Origin of the sequence: Larkinella knui, from assembly GCF_003858645.1 — a bacterium.
In the GTDB taxonomy this organism is placed as follows: Bacteria; Bacteroidota; Bacteroidia; order Cytophagales; family Spirosomataceae; genus Larkinella; species Larkinella knui.
This window is the reverse complement of the sequence record NZ_RQJP01000001.1, coordinates 507538-524403: the sequence shown is the minus strand read 5'-3', so window position 1 is coordinate 524403 and position 16866 is coordinate 507538. Positions and strand designations below refer to the sequence as shown.

Below are 16866 nucleotides of genomic sequence, written 5' to 3'. Positions count from 1 at the left end.
GCAAGCCAAATCCACCTGAACAAACTGTCCTTATTGAACCCTGCCACGCACAGCGTTGCTGAGTTTATATACCGAAACAGTTGCTGCAAGTGCATAGGTCAAGCAATTATCTGACTTGTAATTAATCAAAAAATTAAAGCACTACTTTTCCTCATTTGGATTCATTCATCCACGGCTCGCCGTAGCACAATTATCTCACAATTATCAAGTGAAGCCCTCTTTGCTTACTTTGGCTTTTTATGTACAATAAGGAAGAACTCGATCTGAAACTATTATCAGAATTGAAAGCGATTGCTGAATCATTCAGCATTCGTGACATTAGCAAATTCAATAAAAAGGAGCTGGTTTATAAGATATTAGACCAACAATCCTTGTTACCTGACCCTGTTCCGGCAGTTTCTGAAAACGGTAAAAGTACAACCGCAGAACCTGTACAGACCGTGACGGCTGAGGCACCACGCCGTGGCCGCCGTCCTCGCCCTGAAGCTGCGCCAGTGGCCGAAGTCGCTCCCGTAGCTGAACTGGCCCCGGTGGCCGAACCGGCTCCGGTTTCTACTCCTGAACCCGAACCCGTTCAGCCGGAAATTCAAACGCCCCCGCAGGCCAGAACCGAGGAACCCCGCGTTCCTGCCGCCCGTCCAAATCGCGATAATGCACTGCGAAATGGCCGGCCTGCCGATGCGACGGCCGCCCGACCCCAAAACCGACGTGGTCCGGAACAATCCGGCCCGATCCGTCCGGCCCGAAACGAGCAGTCCGATTCTCATGATCCACGCCGGGTCCGGCAACGTATTCGCAAGGACGACGAGGGTGTTGGTGAAGATATTATCCCTGTAGTTTCTGAAAAACCTGTTGAAAATAAAGGGATTCAGAATAAAGGACAGCGTCCTGAGTTACTCCGCAACCGGAAAGGCGAACTGGAGCAACCGGCTCTGGATCTGTCAATTGAAACCGATGCCGACGATTTTTACACGACTCCGGGCGACGGTGAAGCCGGACAAACGGACGTAGCCGTTGTCAATCCGCCCACACCGGAAGCACCTGTTCAAGCCGATCAACCCGAACCAACGGCCAGCCAAACTCCGGCCCAACAGCCCGAACGTCAACAGCGAGAAGTGGTTCGGCCGGATGAATATACAAACCGCATCCGTCGGCAGTATAACCAGCATGTTCGGGAGTTCGACGGGATCATTGAAAATGAAGGCGTTCTGGAAATTATGTCCGATGGTGGCTACGGTTTTCTTCGGTCGGCAGATTATAATTACCTCGCCAGTCCGGATGACATATATGTATCACCGTCACAAATCAAACTCTTTGGGCTGAAAACCGGCGATACGGTTCGCGGACAGATTCGGCCGCCGAAAGAAGGTGAAAAATATTTCGCCCTGTTGCGTGTTTCGTCGGTCAATGGCAAAACAACGGAAGAAATTCGCGACCGGATTCCATTTGAATACTTAACTCCGCTTTTCCCCGAAGAAAAACTGAATCTGAGCTATCGTTCCGACCAGTATTCGACCCGGATTGTCGACATGTTTGCCCCTATTGGCAAAGGCCAGCGGGGCATGATCGTGGCCCAGCCCAAAACGGGTAAAACGGTGCTATTGAAAGACATAGCGAACGCCATTACCAAAAATCACCCGGAAGTTTACCTCATCATCCTGCTCATCGATGAACGCCCGGAAGAAGTAACCGATATGGCGCGCAGTGTAAACGCCGAAGTTATTTCATCCACCTTCGACGAACAGGCTGAGCGGCACGTGAAAGTGGCCTCGATGGTTTTGGAAAAAGCAAAACGCATGGTCGAATGCGGTCATGATGTCGTCATTCTGCTCGACTCGATAACGCGTCTGGCACGGGCTTACAATACGGTTGTACCGTCATCAGGCAAGATTCTTTCGGGTGGTGTCGATGCCAATGCCCTTCACAAACCCAAACGGTTCTTCGGGGCTGCCCGGAACGTTGAGTTTGGTGGTTCATTGACGATCATCGCCACGGCTTTGATCGATACCGGATCAAAAATGGACGAAGTTATTTTTGAAGAGTTCAAAGGAACCGGTAACATGGAACTCCAGCTCGACCGCAAACTGTCCAACAAACGGGTTTATCCGGCGGTTGACGTACTCGCATCCGGTACACGTCGGGAGGATCTGCTGCTTGACAAGGAAACGCTGCAACGCATCTGGATTCTTCGTAAACACATGGCGGACATGAATGCCATGGAATCGATGGACTTCCTGCTCGACCGCATGCGCGGAACCCGTAATAACGACGAGTTTCTCGTTTCCATGAATCGGTAAGATTCGCCTACCGGTTTTTCAAACCGCGTTGCAGTCCTAAAAGGCTGTGACGCGGTTTTTCTTTTGAGTCTGGTGGTGATCATGACGGCATTAAGTAAAAAATAATTTGGGTTTTGCATGACTTTTCCGGCCTCTTTGAGTCTCAAAGGAAGATTGCAAACTTCAAATCCACCGTTATTTCATGCTTATTCATAAAACGCTCTGGGTTGTTCTGCTCCTTATCTGGATGGGTGGTTCAACTTATTGGCACGTCTGCCGCATTAAACAATTATGTTCAGACAGTGCCGCATCCGTTCCAGGCGGGGCTCCTGGTTCAGCGCCAGTTTCTTCCTTATCCGTTCCCGGCCTACAGTTTGCCGATGGTACCACTGCCGCCTTCAATTCACCGGGTCATCTGGCTTTTGCCAAGTCGGGCGCGCAGGTCAATCCGGCGGGGGTTCAGTCGCTTCTGGATACTTTAGCGATTTACTTGAAATCGAATCCTGGTAAACGGCTGCAACTGACGGGCTTCTATGATTCGACCGAACAAAATCCATCAACTGAAGCCAATCTGGGATTAGCCCGGGCCAATAGCGTCCGCGCGTATTTGTCAACCCTTGAATTACCGGATACGCTCTTCACGCTTGAGGGAGCCATGCGATCCGATCTGTCGTTCACACCCGCAGGAGATTCGCTCTATGGCGGTGTTCAATTTGCTTTTTTAGATGAAGTACTTGTCAAAGGAAAAAAGCCCGTAGCGGAAGAAGAACTGGCTAAGGCGGAGAAGTTTGCATCCATTTTTGAACCCATGGCTCTGTATTTCAATACCGGAAAAACCGCCTACATAAAAACGGCAGAAACCGATGAGTTCCTCCAGAAAACAAAGGCTTACCTGAAAGAACATCCTGATCAGAAACTGGTGGTAACCGGCCATTCGGACAATGTCGGCTCGGATGCGCTCAACCTACTTCTGTCGAAGAAACGAGCTGCCGCCGTGAAAATGCAATTTGTGAACGAAGGAATAGCGGCTAATCAGGTGGTCGTTGAAGGAAAAGGGGAAACCCAGCCCATCGCATCCAACGAAAGTGAAGCAGGCCGTCGGACAAACCGCCGGGCCGCTATCGTTGTGAAAAAATAACCTTTCCCAGCACCTACTAACTTGCTATCATTATGTTTGAAATGAATCCCCACCAGTTGCCTGACGCCGTTATGCAACACTGGATTATGTTAATTGGAAGTGGAATCCTAGGATTCATCATCGGCTACATGGCCCGGCAGGCCACCATCCGCCAGCTTGAAGGCCAGATCGAGGCAACCAAAAGCCAGGTTGAAGACTGTAGAAGCTTTAGCCAGGCGCAGCAGGAAGATGTTGTTCTGCAACGGATTTCTTCGCGGGCCAATGAATTGAATTTTACCCGAATTGGACTCGCCACCCGCGAAAAAGCCGATGATCTCAAAGAAATCAACGGCATAGGTCCCTTTTTTGAAAAAAAACTGCACAGTCTGCGCATCTATACCTTTCGTCAGTTAGCCAATTGTACGACGGAAGATGCCGAACAAATTGCGAACATCATTGAGTTCTTCCCCGACCGCATCGAACGCGAAGACTGGATTGGTCAGGCAAAAAAGCTATACCACCAAAAATATGGAGTTTAGAAACCACTATTTGACTTAAAACAGCCACAATACCATGTTTAATTTAGATCCGTTTAGCCGGGGAGTTGCTATTACTGAAATTTTAATTTTGTTGGCCATTGCGGCCCTGGTGGGTTATTTCCTCGCCCGCTTGATAACCAACAGCCGCATCAGCGGGCTGCGGGTGGCCCTGGCCGAACAGGAGAATGCATTAGCCGAATGTCATCGCAAGCGAAAAGCAACGGCTGCCGTTGCGGCTGCGCCCCCGGCTACCAAAAAGACCGAATATACAAATGCAAAAACCGTTGCTTCGACAAACACCATCGTCTCAACGGCTGAAACCGATGAAGAAAATGTGTTTCGTAAAATCGCTTCACGCGCTTCCGAATTGAACTTTAACCGAATTGGCTATGCAACCCTGAGTAATGCTGACGACCTGAAGGAAATTGTGGGGGTCGGGCCCTTCTTTGAGCGGAAATTACATACACTCGGTATTTTCACTTTTCGGCAATTAGCCAATTTTACCACCGAAGATGTAGAAAAGGTCAGCGATATTATCGAATTTTTTCCGGATCGAATTGAGCGTGAAGATTGGGTTGGGCAGGCCACACAGCTCTATAAAGCCAAATATGGCCGACCGAGTCAAGTATAGTTTACGGTTTTTAGTTTATAGGGGTTACGTGTCTTCACACACGTAACCCCTATAAACTAAAAACCGTACTCCCAAAAACCGCTGTTACAGGGTGTCGACCGTACGGCGGATGAACGCGGTCAGATCAGCGCCGGAAAGCATTCCCTGCGCCAATTTGGCCAGATCAAGGCTTTGTTTCACCAATACCTTTTGTTCGTCCGTATCGCTTAACTTCAAAATCCGGTCGGCCAGCGGGTGGTTGGCATTCACCGCAATGTTGTAGCTGTCCGGCATCGGACCAAACATGCTGCGCTCGCCACTCAGAGCCGACATGTCTTTCATCCGACGGAAAAACTCAGGCAAGGTAATGATGACCGGCAGTTCGTCGGTTGGCATGGCTTCTACCGAAACCGTTCCGGTTTTATTCTCCAGTGCCTCTTCAAACAACGTCTTTAATTTTGCCCTGTCATCTTCCGACAGAACGCTTTCGTTGTTCAATCCTTTGTCGATCAGCTTGTCGAATGTATCAGCATCGACGCGTTTCAGACTGGTTTTTTCGAGCTTGTATTCCAACTGATTGATGAAGTGGCTGTCGATAACCGTATCGAACAACAGCACTTCATAGCCACGCTTCCGGGCCGATTGAATAAAGCCGTCCTGTTTCTGGAGATCGTTCGTATACAACCAGACAACCGTACCATTTTTGTCGGTTTGATTTTCTTTAACGGCCGCGCTAAACTCGTCGAAAGTAAAGTATTTGCCGTCGACGTTTTTTACCAGACAAAAATCTTTGGCTTTTTCATAGAACTTCTCATCGCTGATAATACCGTATTTCACAAACAAGCCGATGTCATCGAACTTCTGTTCAAAACCGGCGCGGTCGTTGCGGAAGAGCTCGCCCAGCTTATCGGCGACCTTGCGGGTGATATAGCCATTGATTTTCTTGACGTTGCTGTCTGCCTGAAGAAAACTCCGCGAAACGTTCAATGGAATATCCGGTGAATCAATCACCCCGTGCAACATCATCAGGAAGTCCGGAACAATGTCTTTTACTTCATCTGTAATAAAAACCTGACGGCTATACAACTGGATTTTTTCGCGCCGGATCTGAAAATCGTTCTTAACCCTCGGAAAATACAGGACGCCCGTCAGATTGAATGGGTAATCGACGTTCAGGTGAATCCAGAACAAGGGTTCTTCCGACATTGGATAGAGCTCCTTGTAAAAGTTCTGGTAATCTTCATCCGTCAGCTCAGAGGGCGACTTGGTCCAGATCGGGGTAGTATTATTGATGACGGTTCCGTCAAATTCGATTGGAATCGGCAGAAAACGCCCGTATTTGTCCAGAATGGACTGAAGGCGGTTTTTGTCCAGAAATTCTTCCGAGTCGGCGGCAATGTGCAGAATCACATCCGTGCCGTGTTCAGCGCGTTCGGCTTCGGTAATTTCAAACTCGGTCGAGCCATCACAAATCCAGCGGGCCGCTTCCGAACCTTCCCGAAATGATTTCGTAATGATTTCGACATGATCGGCCACCATGAACGAAGAATAAAAGCCCAGGCCAAAATGACCGATTATGGCCCCTTTTTCGTCCAGCTTGTCCTTGTACTTTTCCAGAAACTCGGAAGCTCCCGAGAACGCAATCTGGTTGATGTACTTTTTAATTTCCTCGGCCGTCATCCCGATGCCCCGGTCGCTGACCGTGATGGTTTTGGCTTCTTCATCGAGCGTTACGGTTACTTTTAAATCGCCCAGCTCACCGTTGAATTCGCCAAACCCTGACAGTTTTTTCAGCTTTTGGGATGCATCGACGGCATTTGAAACCAATTCCCGCAAAAAAATCTCGTGGTCTGAGTAGAGAAATTTTTTAATAATCGGAAAGATGTTTTCCGTATGAATCGAAATTTGACCTTTTTCCTGAATGGTCGAGCTCATGACAATAAAAATTAGAGTATGATTGACGCGATAAACTGATGCCCAGACGGTACCAACAACTGTTCCAGAGCGTACCGATGTGACAAGTTGGCAGACAATCGGGCTATCCTTTTACAAAACGGTTCATCAGCGGTTCTGCCACCCTTCCTCCGGCTGTTTCCGCAACCCGGTCTGCTTTTTTTCCCATTCATGTCGCATCCGCCACTTTTGACCTGTCCATGAGCAACCTGTCCAACAAATACAGGGTAGCCTTTTAATTATAAGGAATCTGGTAATAGAGCCACTGGCCGGTTTCGTCCATAAATTGGGGTCAGTAAAAATTTGATTTGGTAATCCCCGATGAGTTTTGTTTTTTGTCTATCCATAGCGCTTTTTGAGTAGCTCCTCCCTTCCCCTACTGTTTATGAAACAACTGACCTGTTTTCTTCTTGCCCTTGTTGGGTTGATACATAATCTGTCACTAGCGCAGGCTCCGGTAAAACGGCGTAACGACCGGCCCAACATTATTTATATCATGGCCGACGATCTGGGATACGGCAACCTGAGTTGTTACAACCCCGAGAGTCCGGTGAAGACGCCCAACCTCGACCAACTGGCTCGTGAAGGAACCCGTTTTACCCGTTTTTACGCGGGCAGCACGGTTTGCGCGCCTTCACGCTGCGCACTCATGACGGGCAAGCACATGGGCCATGCCTACATTCGGGGCAATGCGCCGGGCGGTGAGGTGCCCCTTCGGGACCAGGATACGACGCTGGCTCAACGACTGCAAAAAGCCGGTTATGCGACGGGCATGTTTGGCAAATGGGGCCTCGGAGCCGAAGAAACGACGGGCGCTCCGCACCTGAAAGGCTTCGACGCTTTTTATGGCTATCTGAATCAGCGGCACGCACACCATTATTTTACGGATCATGTATGGGAAGTGCAAAACCGGCAACTCCGGAAGGTACCGCTCGACTCGACAAAATATACCCACGACCTGATCATGGACAAAGCCTTCTCATTTGTGCGTTCCCATCAGGCCGAACCCTTCTTTTTGTATTTGCCCATCACGCTGGTTCACGCAGAATTGTTGTTGCCGGAGAAGGATATGAAGCCATTTTTGAAGCCCGATGGAAGCAGCATCTATCCCGAAAAACCATTCTACCGACAACCCAACGGAACCTACCATACCCAGTTGAAACCGCATGCGGCTTTTGCTGCGATGGTCACCAAAATGGATCAGGATATGGGGCGTTTAGGGGCGCTATTGAAGGAATTAGGGCTGGACGACAACACCTATGTTTTTTTTACCAGTGATAACGGGCCACATAAAGAAGGCGGTGCCGACCCGGAGTTTTTCAACAGCAGCGGTCCCTTGAAAGGCATCAAGCGGGATCTGTACGAAGGCGGTATTCGGGTTCCGATGATTGTCAAAGCACCGGGAAAGATTCCGGCTAACCAGGTTAGTTCGGCCATTTGGGCCAGTTGGGACGTTCTGCCCACCATCTGTCAGCTCGCTACTGTGGCAGTTCCCAAAGCCATCGACGGTGTTTCGTCCGTTACTATTCTGACCAACACCCTGCCGCCCGCCCGTCAACCGCTCTATTGGCAATTTAACGAAGGCCAGTTGAAAGAGGCTGTTCTGGTCAACAACTGGAAGTTGATCCGGTTTAAAACCAAAAACAAGCCGGAAGTGCTTGAGTTGTACAACCTGACCACTGACCTGGGAGAAAGCATCAATCTGGCGCAAAGCAATCCGGACCAGGTAAAGGAATTATACGAAGCCCTGCGGCAATCAAAACAGGTTGCCGAACATCCGCTTTTCGACTGGTCGGCCGTAGAACAATAAATGGGTTCCGGGGTCAATATTTTCCGGACAAACGTAAACACCGCTTGCCTTTTTCGCGTTTCGTGTGTAGTGAAGTCGGATAACACAGCCCGTCTATACCAGCCTTGTTACCTGTGAGCACGAAAACGTATACCGACATTACAACCGAGGAAATGGAATCGCTGGTGATGGCCCCGGAAACCGTCATCGTCGATGTGCGCGACGAATGGGAATTTGAAGAATTCAACATTGGCGGCCTGAATATTCCGCTTTCCGAAATTCGCAACAAACGGCATTATCTAGCACCGTACGACAATGTTATTGTGGTTTGTACCAACGGCGTTCGAAGCCGGGTGGCCGTTAAGGATTTTTGCCGACATCCCGAAATGGCCGAAAAACAGATTTACCACCTCAAAGGCGGTATTCTGGGCTCCGAAGACTAGGAAATCAGTCTGCAAGAAATTCATCCGGTATAGAACCTGTGAATACGCGAACAGCAGGGCCGGTCAGATACAGATCGTTAAAACTGCCATCGGCGGTAACCTCAAAAGAAACGCGTAAATTTCCACCAATCGTCTGGATGAGAACCGGGCTGTTCATTCCGAGTTGCTGATGGGCCACCAGCGCGGAGGCCGTCACACCCGTACCACAGGAATAGGTTTCGTCCTCAACACCCCGCTCATACGTTCTGACAAACAGCGTGTTACTACCAATCGGCTCAATAAAATTGGCATTGGTGCCCCCGGGCGCAAAACGATCATCGTACCGAACCGGCCGTCCTTCTGCCACCACATCCATCGACTCGACATCTTCCACCACTTTCACATAATGGGGTGAGCCTGTATTCAGAAAGGAATAGTCGGGTTGATGGTCGATACCGGAAATTTCGTTCATTTTCAGGGACACTTCCTCCTCCGTCACGACGGCATAATGCTCCCCATCGACGGCCAGGAAACGGGTTTCCTTTTCGAACAAACCCAAATCGTGGGCAAACCGGACAATGCACCGTCCGCCATTTCCACACATGCTGCCTTCAGCACCGTCGGCATTGAAATAAACCATCTGAAAATCGTATTCCGAATGATTTCGGAGCAGAATCAACCCATCGGCGCCAATCCCAAACCGCCGGTGGCAAAGCCGCGCAATGCGTTCCTGCGATGCGGGGAAAGTTTCGTCGCGATCGTCGATGAGGATAAAATCATTGCCGGTTCCCTGGTATTTGAAGAAGTCGATCATTGAAAATCAAAAGTTGAAAGAAGATTGAAATTCTTGTTTTCAGCCTGCGTTAGCCCACTTTTAACTTATAATTCTACCTGTTTTTTGGGGCACAAAAAAAGCCGCCTTTACGGGCAGCTTCCTTCCTGATGAGCAGTGCAGTACTACGCCTGTGGCTGAGTTACTTTTACCTTGCGCTCCTTGATCCGTGCGGCTTTGCCCTGACGACCACGCAGGTAGAACAAACGGGCGCGACGAACCCGGCCCATGCGAACCAATTCAACTTTGTCGATATTCGGTGAAAGAATCGGGAAAATCCGCTCTACACCGACACCATTTGAAATTTTGCGTACTGTAAACGTCTCTCCATTGGTGTTCGGATTCCGGCGTTGAATAACCGTACCCGAATAAACCTGAATCCGCTCTTTGTTTCCTTCACGGATTTTAACGTGTACATTCACTGTGTCGCCTGATTGAAAGGCCGGGAAGTTAGTCCGGCGACTTGCGTTTTCAGCTTCGACCAGTTTAATCAATTCACTCATGACCGTAGATATCTTCGGGGGTATGAAATTTCTTAATAAGCCGCAAATATAGCCATAAGTTTCCGTTTTATAAATAGTTGGCCTGAAATAAATTGAATGACGAACGAACCGTTGGAAGGTTAGCGGGTTTTTAGCTAATTCGCCATCGAAGACCATGATCAGCCATTTTACTAAATCGGATGAAGATTCTGAGTGTTGAACAAACCCGTACCCTCGATCAATACACCATCGAACATGAACCCATTGCGCCCATCAATCTCATGGAGAGGGCCGCTCAGGCGTTTACCGACTGGTATACGGCCCGTTTCGATAAAAGCCGGCCCGTCCGGATTTTCTGCGGATTAGGAAATAACGGGGGCGATGGTTTGGCGATTGCACGTCTGTTGACTCAACTGGAATATTCGGTTCAGACGTATGTGGTCCGGTATGCGCCCCGCGAATCGGAGGACTTTATGCACAACCACCGCCGTTTGAAGCTGATTTCGTCCATTACCTATATTGAGAATGAACGCGATATTCCGGTTATTCGCAACCGGGAAGTGGCCATCGACGCGATCCTGGGCCTGGGCCTGTCCCGAACCACGGAGGGCATTGTCCAATCGGTGATCGACGCCATTAACCACAGTCCGGCCACAGTGATTGCGGTCGATATTGCCAGCGGCCTTTTTGCCGATACCGCCAACGGCCCCAACTCTACGATTATTCAGCCGGATTACACGGTTACGTTTCATTTGCCCAAACTGGCTTTTCTACAGCCTACGCTTGGTCTCTACGTGGGCGAATGGCATTGGGTCGACATTGGACTGAGCCGGGCTTTTATTGAACGAACGCCCACCACGTATTTTTATACTACCGAAAAAGAAGTACGGCATTTGCTGCGTCCGCGAAACCGGTTTTCCCACAAAGGATCATTCGGTCACGCCCTTCTGCTGGTCGGTAGTTACGGAAAAATGGGCGCGGGCGTTCTCGCTTCCAGAGCCTGTCTGCGATCCGGTGTCGGTTTATTGACCGTACAGGTACCCCGCTGCGGGTACGAAATTTTACAAACCACCGTGCCGGAAGCCATGTGTCAGCCCGACGGCCATCTACACATTTTGTCGGGGCAACCTGATCTGGAAGCTCCGGAATTGAGCACCTATTCGGCGATTGGTGTTGGACCCGGCATCGGCACGGCCCCCGAAACGCTGGCGATGCTGCGCAAGCTCCTTTCCGAGGCCCAAAAACCGATGGTGATCGACGCTGATGCCATCAACCTGATTGCTAAAAACCGGGATCTAATCGACAAAATACCCAAAAACAGTATTTTAACACCGCACCCCAAAGAGTTTGAGCGATTGACCCGGCGTTGGACCAGTGATTATGATAAACTGGGAATTCTGCGGGATTTTGCTCAGCGAAACCGGTTCGTAGTTGTGCTGAAAGGAGCGCATACGGCCATTGCTACACCCGATGGAACCACTCATTTTAATTCGACCGGGAATCCGGGGATGAGTACCGGCGGCACCGGTGACGTTTTGACGGGAATTCTGACGGCTTTAATTGCTCAGGGATATGATCCGGTTGAAGCCGCCGTACTGGGCGTTTTTGAACATGGCCGCGCGGGCGATCGGGCTGCCCAGAACCGGGGGCAAATTGGCCTGATGGCTTCCGATATCACCGATTCCCTGCGCTGGGATTAACAAACCTGCTTTGCCTTTAGCCTGCTGACGTTTTCCCGATTCAACCGCGTTGAATCGGGAAAATACCCATGTCCAGAAATAAATTTCTATTTCTAAGTCTATTTCGCTTCCAACCCTCGTATATATTACCGGGTCCTGACTGTGTAAGGGATTCCCGATTGGTGTGGATATTATTCCACAATCTGCTTTCTTTTTTAAGGTTATCAGGAGGCAGCGAACAACCTTTTATGAATTTTTATCCGGGTAATCGTCTAGCAATCAAGCCGGTCTGTCTATTTATCAGACAAGACTCAAAATAGGTTTACATTGGAATACTATTTGAGCCAGAATTTAAGTACACAGGCTGATTTTCGATGTGAAAACTACTTGTTTTTAAAATCACGTAGTAGTACGCATTTCAAAATCGACCGGTTTGTTCAATTTTGTACCACATATCCAACACATACTATATCAACACCATAATTTGAAGTTACCATGAGAAATGTCGTACCCAAAGAATGGAGAGTAAACCGCCCAAGTCGCCGTTTTCGCTTTGAAATTGATCAGATTTCATTGCTGGGTGTACTGACGGTGATGATTTTTGCCTATATTCTTTTTCACTTCATTTATCCGATCATTTCGAAAGGATTGCTCTGGTAACGCATCTATTTTACAGTAGATACAAACAGATTTCATCAAGGGATATAGCCTTTAAAAACGGCTTTCTTGATGAAATCTGTTTTTTATTTCATGATCTGGTACACCAGAAACGCCGAGACGTAGGCCAGAACGCTCATGTACGCTAACTGAATCAGCGGCCATTTCCATCCTTTTGTTTCCCGGTAAACGGTTGCAATCGTACTCATGCACATCATGGCGAATACGTAAAAAACCAGCAACGAAAATGCCACCGCTGGCGTAAACATCGGACCGCCCGTTTCCGGATTGATTTCGGCAGCCAGTTTCTCCTTGATCGTACTACTGTTGTCGCCGTCGGCGCTGCCAATGCTGTAAATCGTCGCGATGGTTCCAACAAATACCTCCCGGGCGGCAAATGAACTGATGAGTGCGATACCGATTTTCCAGTCGTATCCCAATGGTTTTATGACCGGTTCCAGAATTTTCCCGAACCGCCCGGCATACGACGCTTCTAATTTCTCAGAAGCAACGCGGTTTTCAATCTGTTCAGCCGAAAGCTGGCGGTAGTCGCGCCGAACCCGGTTTTCGGCTTGCTCGAGTGCATCGCCGGGACCATAGGACGCCAGAACCCAGAGAACAATTGAAATCGCAATGATAACCCGACCGGCTTGCCAGACAAATGACGTAACGCTGTCCCAAACTGTAATGCCGACATGGTTCCAGCGCGGCCACTTGTAAGTCGGCAATTCCATCACAAACAGGCTTCTTTCCCTGGCTTTGATGATAAGTTTGAACGCGTAGGCTGCCACCAGAGCCGCTACCAGCCCGAGCAGATACAGGCCCATCATCACGATTCCCTGTAAATTCAGAAAACCCAGCACGGTTCTTCCCGGTACCACCAACGCGATTAGAATGGTATAAATCGGTAAACGAGCCGAACAACTCATCAAGGGCGTAACCAGAATGGTAATCAGTCGCTCGCGCCACGAACCGATGCTTCGGGTTGCCATTATGGCCGGAACAGCGCAGGCGACGCCCGAAATGAGCGGTACGACACTTCGACCGTTCAGGCCAAACTGCCGCATGATGCGATCCATCAAAACCATAACGCGCGACATATAACCGGATTCTTCCAGGAGGGAAACGAGCAGGAACAGAAAGGCGATCTGCGGTATAAAAACGATTACGCCCCCCACCCCGGCAATGATACCGTCGGTTAGCAAATCGGTTAACGGACCAGCGGGAAGTCGGTCGTGCAACGTGCCGTTTAGCCAGGCCACTCCCCCGTCGATCCCATCGACAAACGGCTGGGCCCAGGCGAAAATCGCCTGAAAAATCAGGAGAAGCACCGTAGCAAAAATGGCATAGCCCCAGACGGGATGCAGCAAAATCCGGTCGATTCGCTGGCTCCAGGTCGACTGGTCGAGCGGGCGCCTGTCGGTCACGACCGCTTTCACCACCTCGCCGATTCGCTTGTACCGCCCGATGGTTTCTTTTGCCTGAAAATCCACCTCGTTGAAATGGTATTTTTCAATCAAACCATCCAGTTTAACCCGCTGCGGACGAGCCAGGAAGGAAAAACCGTCGTGTTGAATGAGGTACTGCAAGGCCAGGTAATTGTTAGTCAACTGGTAGTGGTGGCGCACATCGGTAATCAATCCCTTCAGATCCTGATCGGGCGTGGATGCTGCCAGTTCCGGATCGAAAAAGAGTTCTTTGGTGATGACCGGTTGGCCGATTTGCTGCTCAATGGCTTGTTTCAGGAGTTCAAGTCCCTCTCCGACCCGCGCATTGATTTTTACCACCGGTACCTTCAACTGCATCGCTAACCGGACGGCATTGATTTCCAATTGCTGCTGTCGGGCAATATCCAGCATGTTCAAAGCCATAACAACCGGCACGCCCAGATCCTGAATCTGACTAAACAGCAACAAATTCCGGTTCAGATTGGAGGCATCCACGACCACAACGGCCACATCCGGATAATCGGGATGCTGCGGATTGGCCAGAATGTCCGTAACCACTTGTTCATCCGCTGATTTGGGATAGATGCTATAAACGCCCGGCAGGTCGATGACCGACATTTCGGTGGTATCATTCAGAACAGCGGTTCCTGACTTTTTATCGACGGTTACTCCCGGAAAGTTGCCTACTTTTTGACGAAGGCCGGTCAATTGGTTAAACAACGATGATTTTCCGGAATTCGGATTGCCCACAAGGGCGATTACAGGTCTTGATTTCAATGATGCAATAGAAGGTGAAAGCCGGTAACTAACGCGCAATCTCCGGCCAGACAGTGTTGATTTTATTCGACCAATATCGTAGCAGCTTCCGACTTTCGCATCGAAAGACAGTAACCGGAAACATTCAGACAAATGGGGTCGCCTAACGGCGCTTTACAGTGCAGACAAACCTCCGTGCCCGGTAAGCAACCCATTTCGAGTAGCTTTAGCGACATCCACTGATCACTGAACGAATCGATCACCGCTTTTTCACCAATTTTCAAATCCGCTACACTGCGCTTCTGTATTTTACGGTGGGGCATGAAATTATGATATTTAGACTCATTACAAATTAATGCAAGTTAACGGATATCCGTTCGCTTTTACAACAAATGACATAAAAATTCCCGGTTTGAAAGCGACTTCGTCTTAACGATAGATATAGTTAAAATCAGCAGTCGACCGGAAAACGATCAATTAATCGCAGACCTGTTTATGAATCTTGAAAAAACCGGTCTATTGATCAAGCTGAACTGGGGTTTGTGTTGTAATTTTGTAAAATCTGGTTTGAGCACTTGAATTAAGTAAATTTTGACCAGGTCAGGTAGGGATAAATGCCCTGCGCCCCAGTACGATGCAACAGATCCGGGTATTAATTGGTAAAGAGTTTCGGTTGGAATGGCGGCAACGCTACGCCCTGAACGGTATGCTGCTTTACATCGTCAGTACGGTATTTGTCTGCTTTCTGAGTTTCAGTCTCCGCCGGAATCAATTGACTCCCATGGTCTGGAACGCGCTGTTCTGGATCATTCTATTGTTCACGGCCATCAATGCCATTGCCAAAAGCTTTGTTCAGGAGCGTTCAGGGCGTCTTTTGTATTACTACACCCTGATCAGTCCGCAAAAAATCATCATTTCAAAAATTGTGTACAACACATTGCTGATGCTGGTTTTGGCCGGGCTGGGATTCAGCTTTTATACTCTGGTGATGGGGGTTCCGGGCGAAGGCATGGACATGCCCCTGTTTGTGGGCAATCTTTTACTGGGCGCGATCGGTTTTGCCGCTTCGTTGACCCTGGTGGCCGGCATTGCTTCCAAAGCCGAAAATAGTGCCACGCTGATGGCGGTTTTGAGTTTTCCGGTGGTGCTTCCTTTGCTGCTTATGCTGATTCGGGTATCAAAAAATGCACTTGATGGCTTAGATCGTAGCGTTAGTCTGGATGAAATCGGTACTTTGCTGGCAATCGATGTCATCGTTCTGGCCTTGTCGGTGATGTTATTTCCCTATTTGTGGAGAAGTTAAAATGACTATGAAAAAAAACTGGTGGAAAGCCCTGGCCGTTGTCATTATGACGTACGTAATCTGGGTCGGTCTTCTGGGAACGGTTCCCCGTCAACCTATTCTGAATGAGAGCATTCGAAACGTTTATTTCCACGTTCCGCTCTGGTTTTCGATGGTCATCCTGATGCTGACGTCCATGATTTTTGCGATCCGTTATCTGCGGAAAGGACAGCTGAACGACGATCATATCTCCGTGGAGTTTGCCAATACGGCCATTTTATTCGGTATTCTGGGCTGTGCTACCGGTTCACTCTGGGCCAGCGTGACCTGGGGAGATCCCTGGCCGAACGACCCGAAACTGAATAGCGTCGCCGTGGGAATGCTCATGTATTTTGCCTACCTGATTCTGCGTAATTCGTTTGATGATGAACTGCGTCGGGCCCGTATTTCGGCGATTTACAACATTTTTGCCTTTGCGGTTTTTGTACCACTCATTTTCATTCTGCCCCGGCTCACCGATTCGTTGCACCCGGGCAACGGCGGCAACCCGGCTTTTGGCAAATACGATATGGATAACGCGATGCGGCTGGTGTTGTATCCCAGTGTAATCGGGATGACGCTGATCGGCGTCTGGATTACCCAACTGCGGGTGAGGGTGCGTCGGCTGCGCGACCGGCTGGATCATGTCAATGATTCGGTACCCAGAGCCCATTCCACTGCGGAATGATTCGCGGTTCAAACTTGTTACCACTTTAGATCAATCATTACTATGATACCTAGATTCCTTATCCTGTTTTCTCTTTTGTTACTCTCGTTCAGCAGCCAGGCTCAGGAGATCGAGATGGCTGACCGGCTTCGGGCCGATGGTAAAATATGGGTTGTGGTCGCCGTGTTTTTAGTCACGTTTGCGGGTGTTATTTTTTACCTCATTCGACTGGACACGAAGATCAGTAAACTGGAAAAGGAGATTACTAAATAAGCCCTGGCGGTTTGACAAGAAAAACCGCCTTTCTGGCCTTTATTC

At 49.3% G+C, this 16866-nt stretch carries 16 protein-coding genes; 11 read left to right on the top strand and 5 right to left on the bottom strand.

Translation table 11 applies throughout. The annotated features are described in order from the left end of the window. The first annotated feature begins 239 nt into the window (after nucleotides 1–239). The 4 genes from rho (at nucleotide 240) to EHT87_RS02055 (ending at nucleotide 4563) form a co-directional block, all read left to right on the top strand. A complete protein-coding gene (gene rho, locus EHT87_RS02070; RefSeq protein ID WP_124903340.1) occupies nucleotides 240–2297 on the top strand; it encodes a transcription termination factor Rho in 2058 nt (685 codons plus the stop codon). A 181-nt stretch (nucleotides 2298–2478) separates the two neighbouring features. Beyond that, nucleotides 2479–3414 carry an OmpA family protein gene (locus tag EHT87_RS02065; protein WP_124903338.1) on the top strand — a complete coding sequence of 312 codons (936 nt, stop codon included), beginning with the start codon at nucleotides 2479–2481 and terminating at the stop codon, nucleotides 3412–3414. A gap of 86 nt (nucleotides 3415–3500) precedes the next feature. After that, nucleotides 3501–3932, top strand: a complete 432-nt coding sequence (locus tag EHT87_RS02060; RefSeq protein ID WP_229320798.1) for a helix-hairpin-helix domain-containing protein — start codon at nucleotides 3501–3503, stop codon at nucleotides 3930–3932. Between the two features lie 34 nt (nucleotides 3933–3966). Further along, complete coding sequence (locus tag EHT87_RS02055) at nucleotides 3967–4563, top strand: helix-hairpin-helix domain-containing protein (RefSeq protein WP_124903334.1); 597 nt, start codon at nucleotides 3967–3969, stop codon at nucleotides 4561–4563. 84 nt (nucleotides 4564–4647) lie between these two features. On the opposite strand, the gene htpG is transcribed toward EHT87_RS02055, so the two are convergent. Next, nucleotides 4648–6477, bottom strand: a complete 1830-nt coding sequence (gene htpG, locus EHT87_RS02050) for a molecular chaperone HtpG (RefSeq protein WP_124903332.1) — start codon at nucleotides 6475–6477, stop codon at nucleotides 4648–4650. Nucleotides 6478–6880: 403 nt separating this feature from the next. On the opposite strand from htpG, the gene EHT87_RS02045 reads away from it, so the two are divergent. Then, the gene (locus tag EHT87_RS02045; protein WP_124903330.1) at nucleotides 6881–8305 is read left to right on the top strand and encodes an arylsulfatase; all 1425 of its coding nucleotides are present in this window, start codon (nucleotides 6881–6883) and stop codon (nucleotides 8303–8305) included. A 113-nt stretch (nucleotides 8306–8418) separates the two neighbouring features. Then, the gene (locus tag EHT87_RS02040) at nucleotides 8419–8727 is read left to right on the top strand and encodes a rhodanese-like domain-containing protein (RefSeq protein ID WP_124903328.1); all 309 of its coding nucleotides are present in this window, start codon (nucleotides 8419–8421) and stop codon (nucleotides 8725–8727) included. Between the two features lie 4 nt (nucleotides 8728–8731). On the opposite strand, the gene dapF is transcribed toward EHT87_RS02040, so the two are convergent. Together dapF and rplS are read right to left on the bottom strand one after the other, a co-directional pair. Then, nucleotides 8732–9517 (bottom strand): diaminopimelate epimerase, encoded by a 786-nt coding sequence (dapF, locus tag EHT87_RS02035; protein ID WP_124905979.1) that lies wholly within the window; start codon nucleotides 9515–9517, stop codon nucleotides 8732–8734. 146 nt (nucleotides 9518–9663) lie between these two features. Further along, complete coding sequence (rplS, locus tag EHT87_RS02030) at nucleotides 9664–10041, bottom strand: 50S ribosomal protein L19 (RefSeq protein WP_124905977.1); 378 nt, start codon at nucleotides 10039–10041, stop codon at nucleotides 9664–9666. A gap of 179 nt (nucleotides 10042–10220) precedes the next feature. On the opposite strand from rplS, the gene EHT87_RS02025 reads away from it, so the two are divergent. Both EHT87_RS02025 and EHT87_RS31200 read left to right on the top strand, forming a co-directional pair. Then, nucleotides 10221–11720, top strand: coding sequence for an NAD(P)H-hydrate dehydratase (locus tag EHT87_RS02025; protein WP_124903326.1), 1500 nt, complete (start codon nucleotides 10221–10223; stop codon nucleotides 11718–11720). A 474-nt stretch (nucleotides 11721–12194) separates the two neighbouring features. Then, complete coding sequence (locus tag EHT87_RS31200) at nucleotides 12195–12359, top strand: hypothetical protein (protein ID WP_185716119.1); 165 nt, start codon at nucleotides 12195–12197, stop codon at nucleotides 12357–12359. 83 nt (nucleotides 12360–12442) lie between these two features. Here EHT87_RS31200 and feoB read toward each other — a convergent pair whose 3' ends face one another. Next, nucleotides 12443–14581, bottom strand: coding sequence for a ferrous iron transport protein B (gene feoB / locus EHT87_RS02020; RefSeq protein ID WP_124903324.1), 2139 nt, complete (start codon nucleotides 14579–14581; stop codon nucleotides 12443–12445). Nucleotides 14582–14643: 62 nt separating this feature from the next. Then, nucleotides 14644–14868: a FeoA family protein gene (locus tag EHT87_RS02015; RefSeq protein WP_124905975.1), complete on the bottom strand. Its 225-nt coding sequence runs from the start codon at nucleotides 14866–14868 to the stop codon at nucleotides 14644–14646. Nucleotides 14869–15194: 326 nt separating this feature from the next. On the opposite strand from EHT87_RS02015, the gene EHT87_RS02010 reads away from it, so the two are divergent. The 3 genes from EHT87_RS02010 to EHT87_RS02000 are packed head-to-tail and all read left to right on the top strand — an operon-like array spanning nucleotide 15195 to nucleotide 16821. Then, entirely contained in the window at nucleotides 15195–15863 is a 669-nt protein-coding gene (locus tag EHT87_RS02010; RefSeq protein WP_124903322.1) for a heme exporter protein CcmB, read from the top strand. A 7-nt stretch (nucleotides 15864–15870) separates the two neighbouring features. Then, nucleotides 15871–16569, top strand: coding sequence for a cytochrome c biogenesis protein CcsA (gene ccsA / locus EHT87_RS02005; protein WP_124903320.1), 699 nt, complete (start codon nucleotides 15871–15873; stop codon nucleotides 16567–16569). Nucleotides 16570–16611: 42 nt separating this feature from the next. Further along, on the top strand, nucleotides 16612–16821 hold the full coding sequence (locus tag EHT87_RS02000; protein WP_124903318.1) for a CcmD family protein: 210 nt from the start codon (nucleotides 16612–16614) through the stop codon (nucleotides 16819–16821). The last annotated feature ends 45 nt before the right edge of the window (nucleotides 16822–16866 follow it).

Bases quoted from the DNA above. Each gene is read 5' to 3' on its own strand.
- rho (WP_124903340.1), top strand. From the start codon at position 240: ATGTACAATAAGGAAGAACTCGATCTGAAACTATTATCAGAATTGAAA.
- EHT87_RS02065 (WP_124903338.1), top strand. From the start codon at position 2,479: ATGCTTATTCATAAAACGCTCTGGGTTGTTCTGCTCCTTATCTGGATG.
- EHT87_RS02060 (WP_229320798.1), top strand. From the start codon at position 3,501: ATGTTAATTGGAAGTGGAATCCTAGGATTCATCATCGGCTACATGGCC.
- EHT87_RS02055 (WP_124903334.1), top strand. From the start codon at position 3,967: ATGTTTAATTTAGATCCGTTTAGCCGGGGAGTTGCTATTACTGAAATT.
- htpG (WP_124903332.1), bottom strand. From the start codon at position 6,477: ATGAGCTCGACCATTCAGGAAAAAGGTCAAATTTCGATTCATACGGAA.
- EHT87_RS02045 (WP_124903330.1), top strand. From the start codon at position 6,881: ATGAAACAACTGACCTGTTTTCTTCTTGCCCTTGTTGGGTTGATACAT.
- rplS (WP_124905977.1), bottom strand. From the start codon at position 10,041: ATGAGTGAATTGATTAAACTGGTCGAAGCTGAAAACGCAAGTCGCCGG.
- EHT87_RS02025 (WP_124903326.1), top strand. From the start codon at position 10,221: ATGAAGATTCTGAGTGTTGAACAAACCCGTACCCTCGATCAATACACC.
- EHT87_RS31200 (WP_185716119.1), top strand. From the start codon at position 12,195: ATGAGAAATGTCGTACCCAAAGAATGGAGAGTAAACCGCCCAAGTCGC.
- EHT87_RS02010 (WP_124903322.1), top strand. From the start codon at position 15,195: ATGCAACAGATCCGGGTATTAATTGGTAAAGAGTTTCGGTTGGAATGG.
- ccsA (WP_124903320.1), top strand. From the start codon at position 15,871: ATGAAAAAAAACTGGTGGAAAGCCCTGGCCGTTGTCATTATGACGTAC.
- EHT87_RS02000 (WP_124903318.1), top strand. From the start codon at position 16,612: ATGATACCTAGATTCCTTATCCTGTTTTCTCTTTTGTTACTCTCGTTC.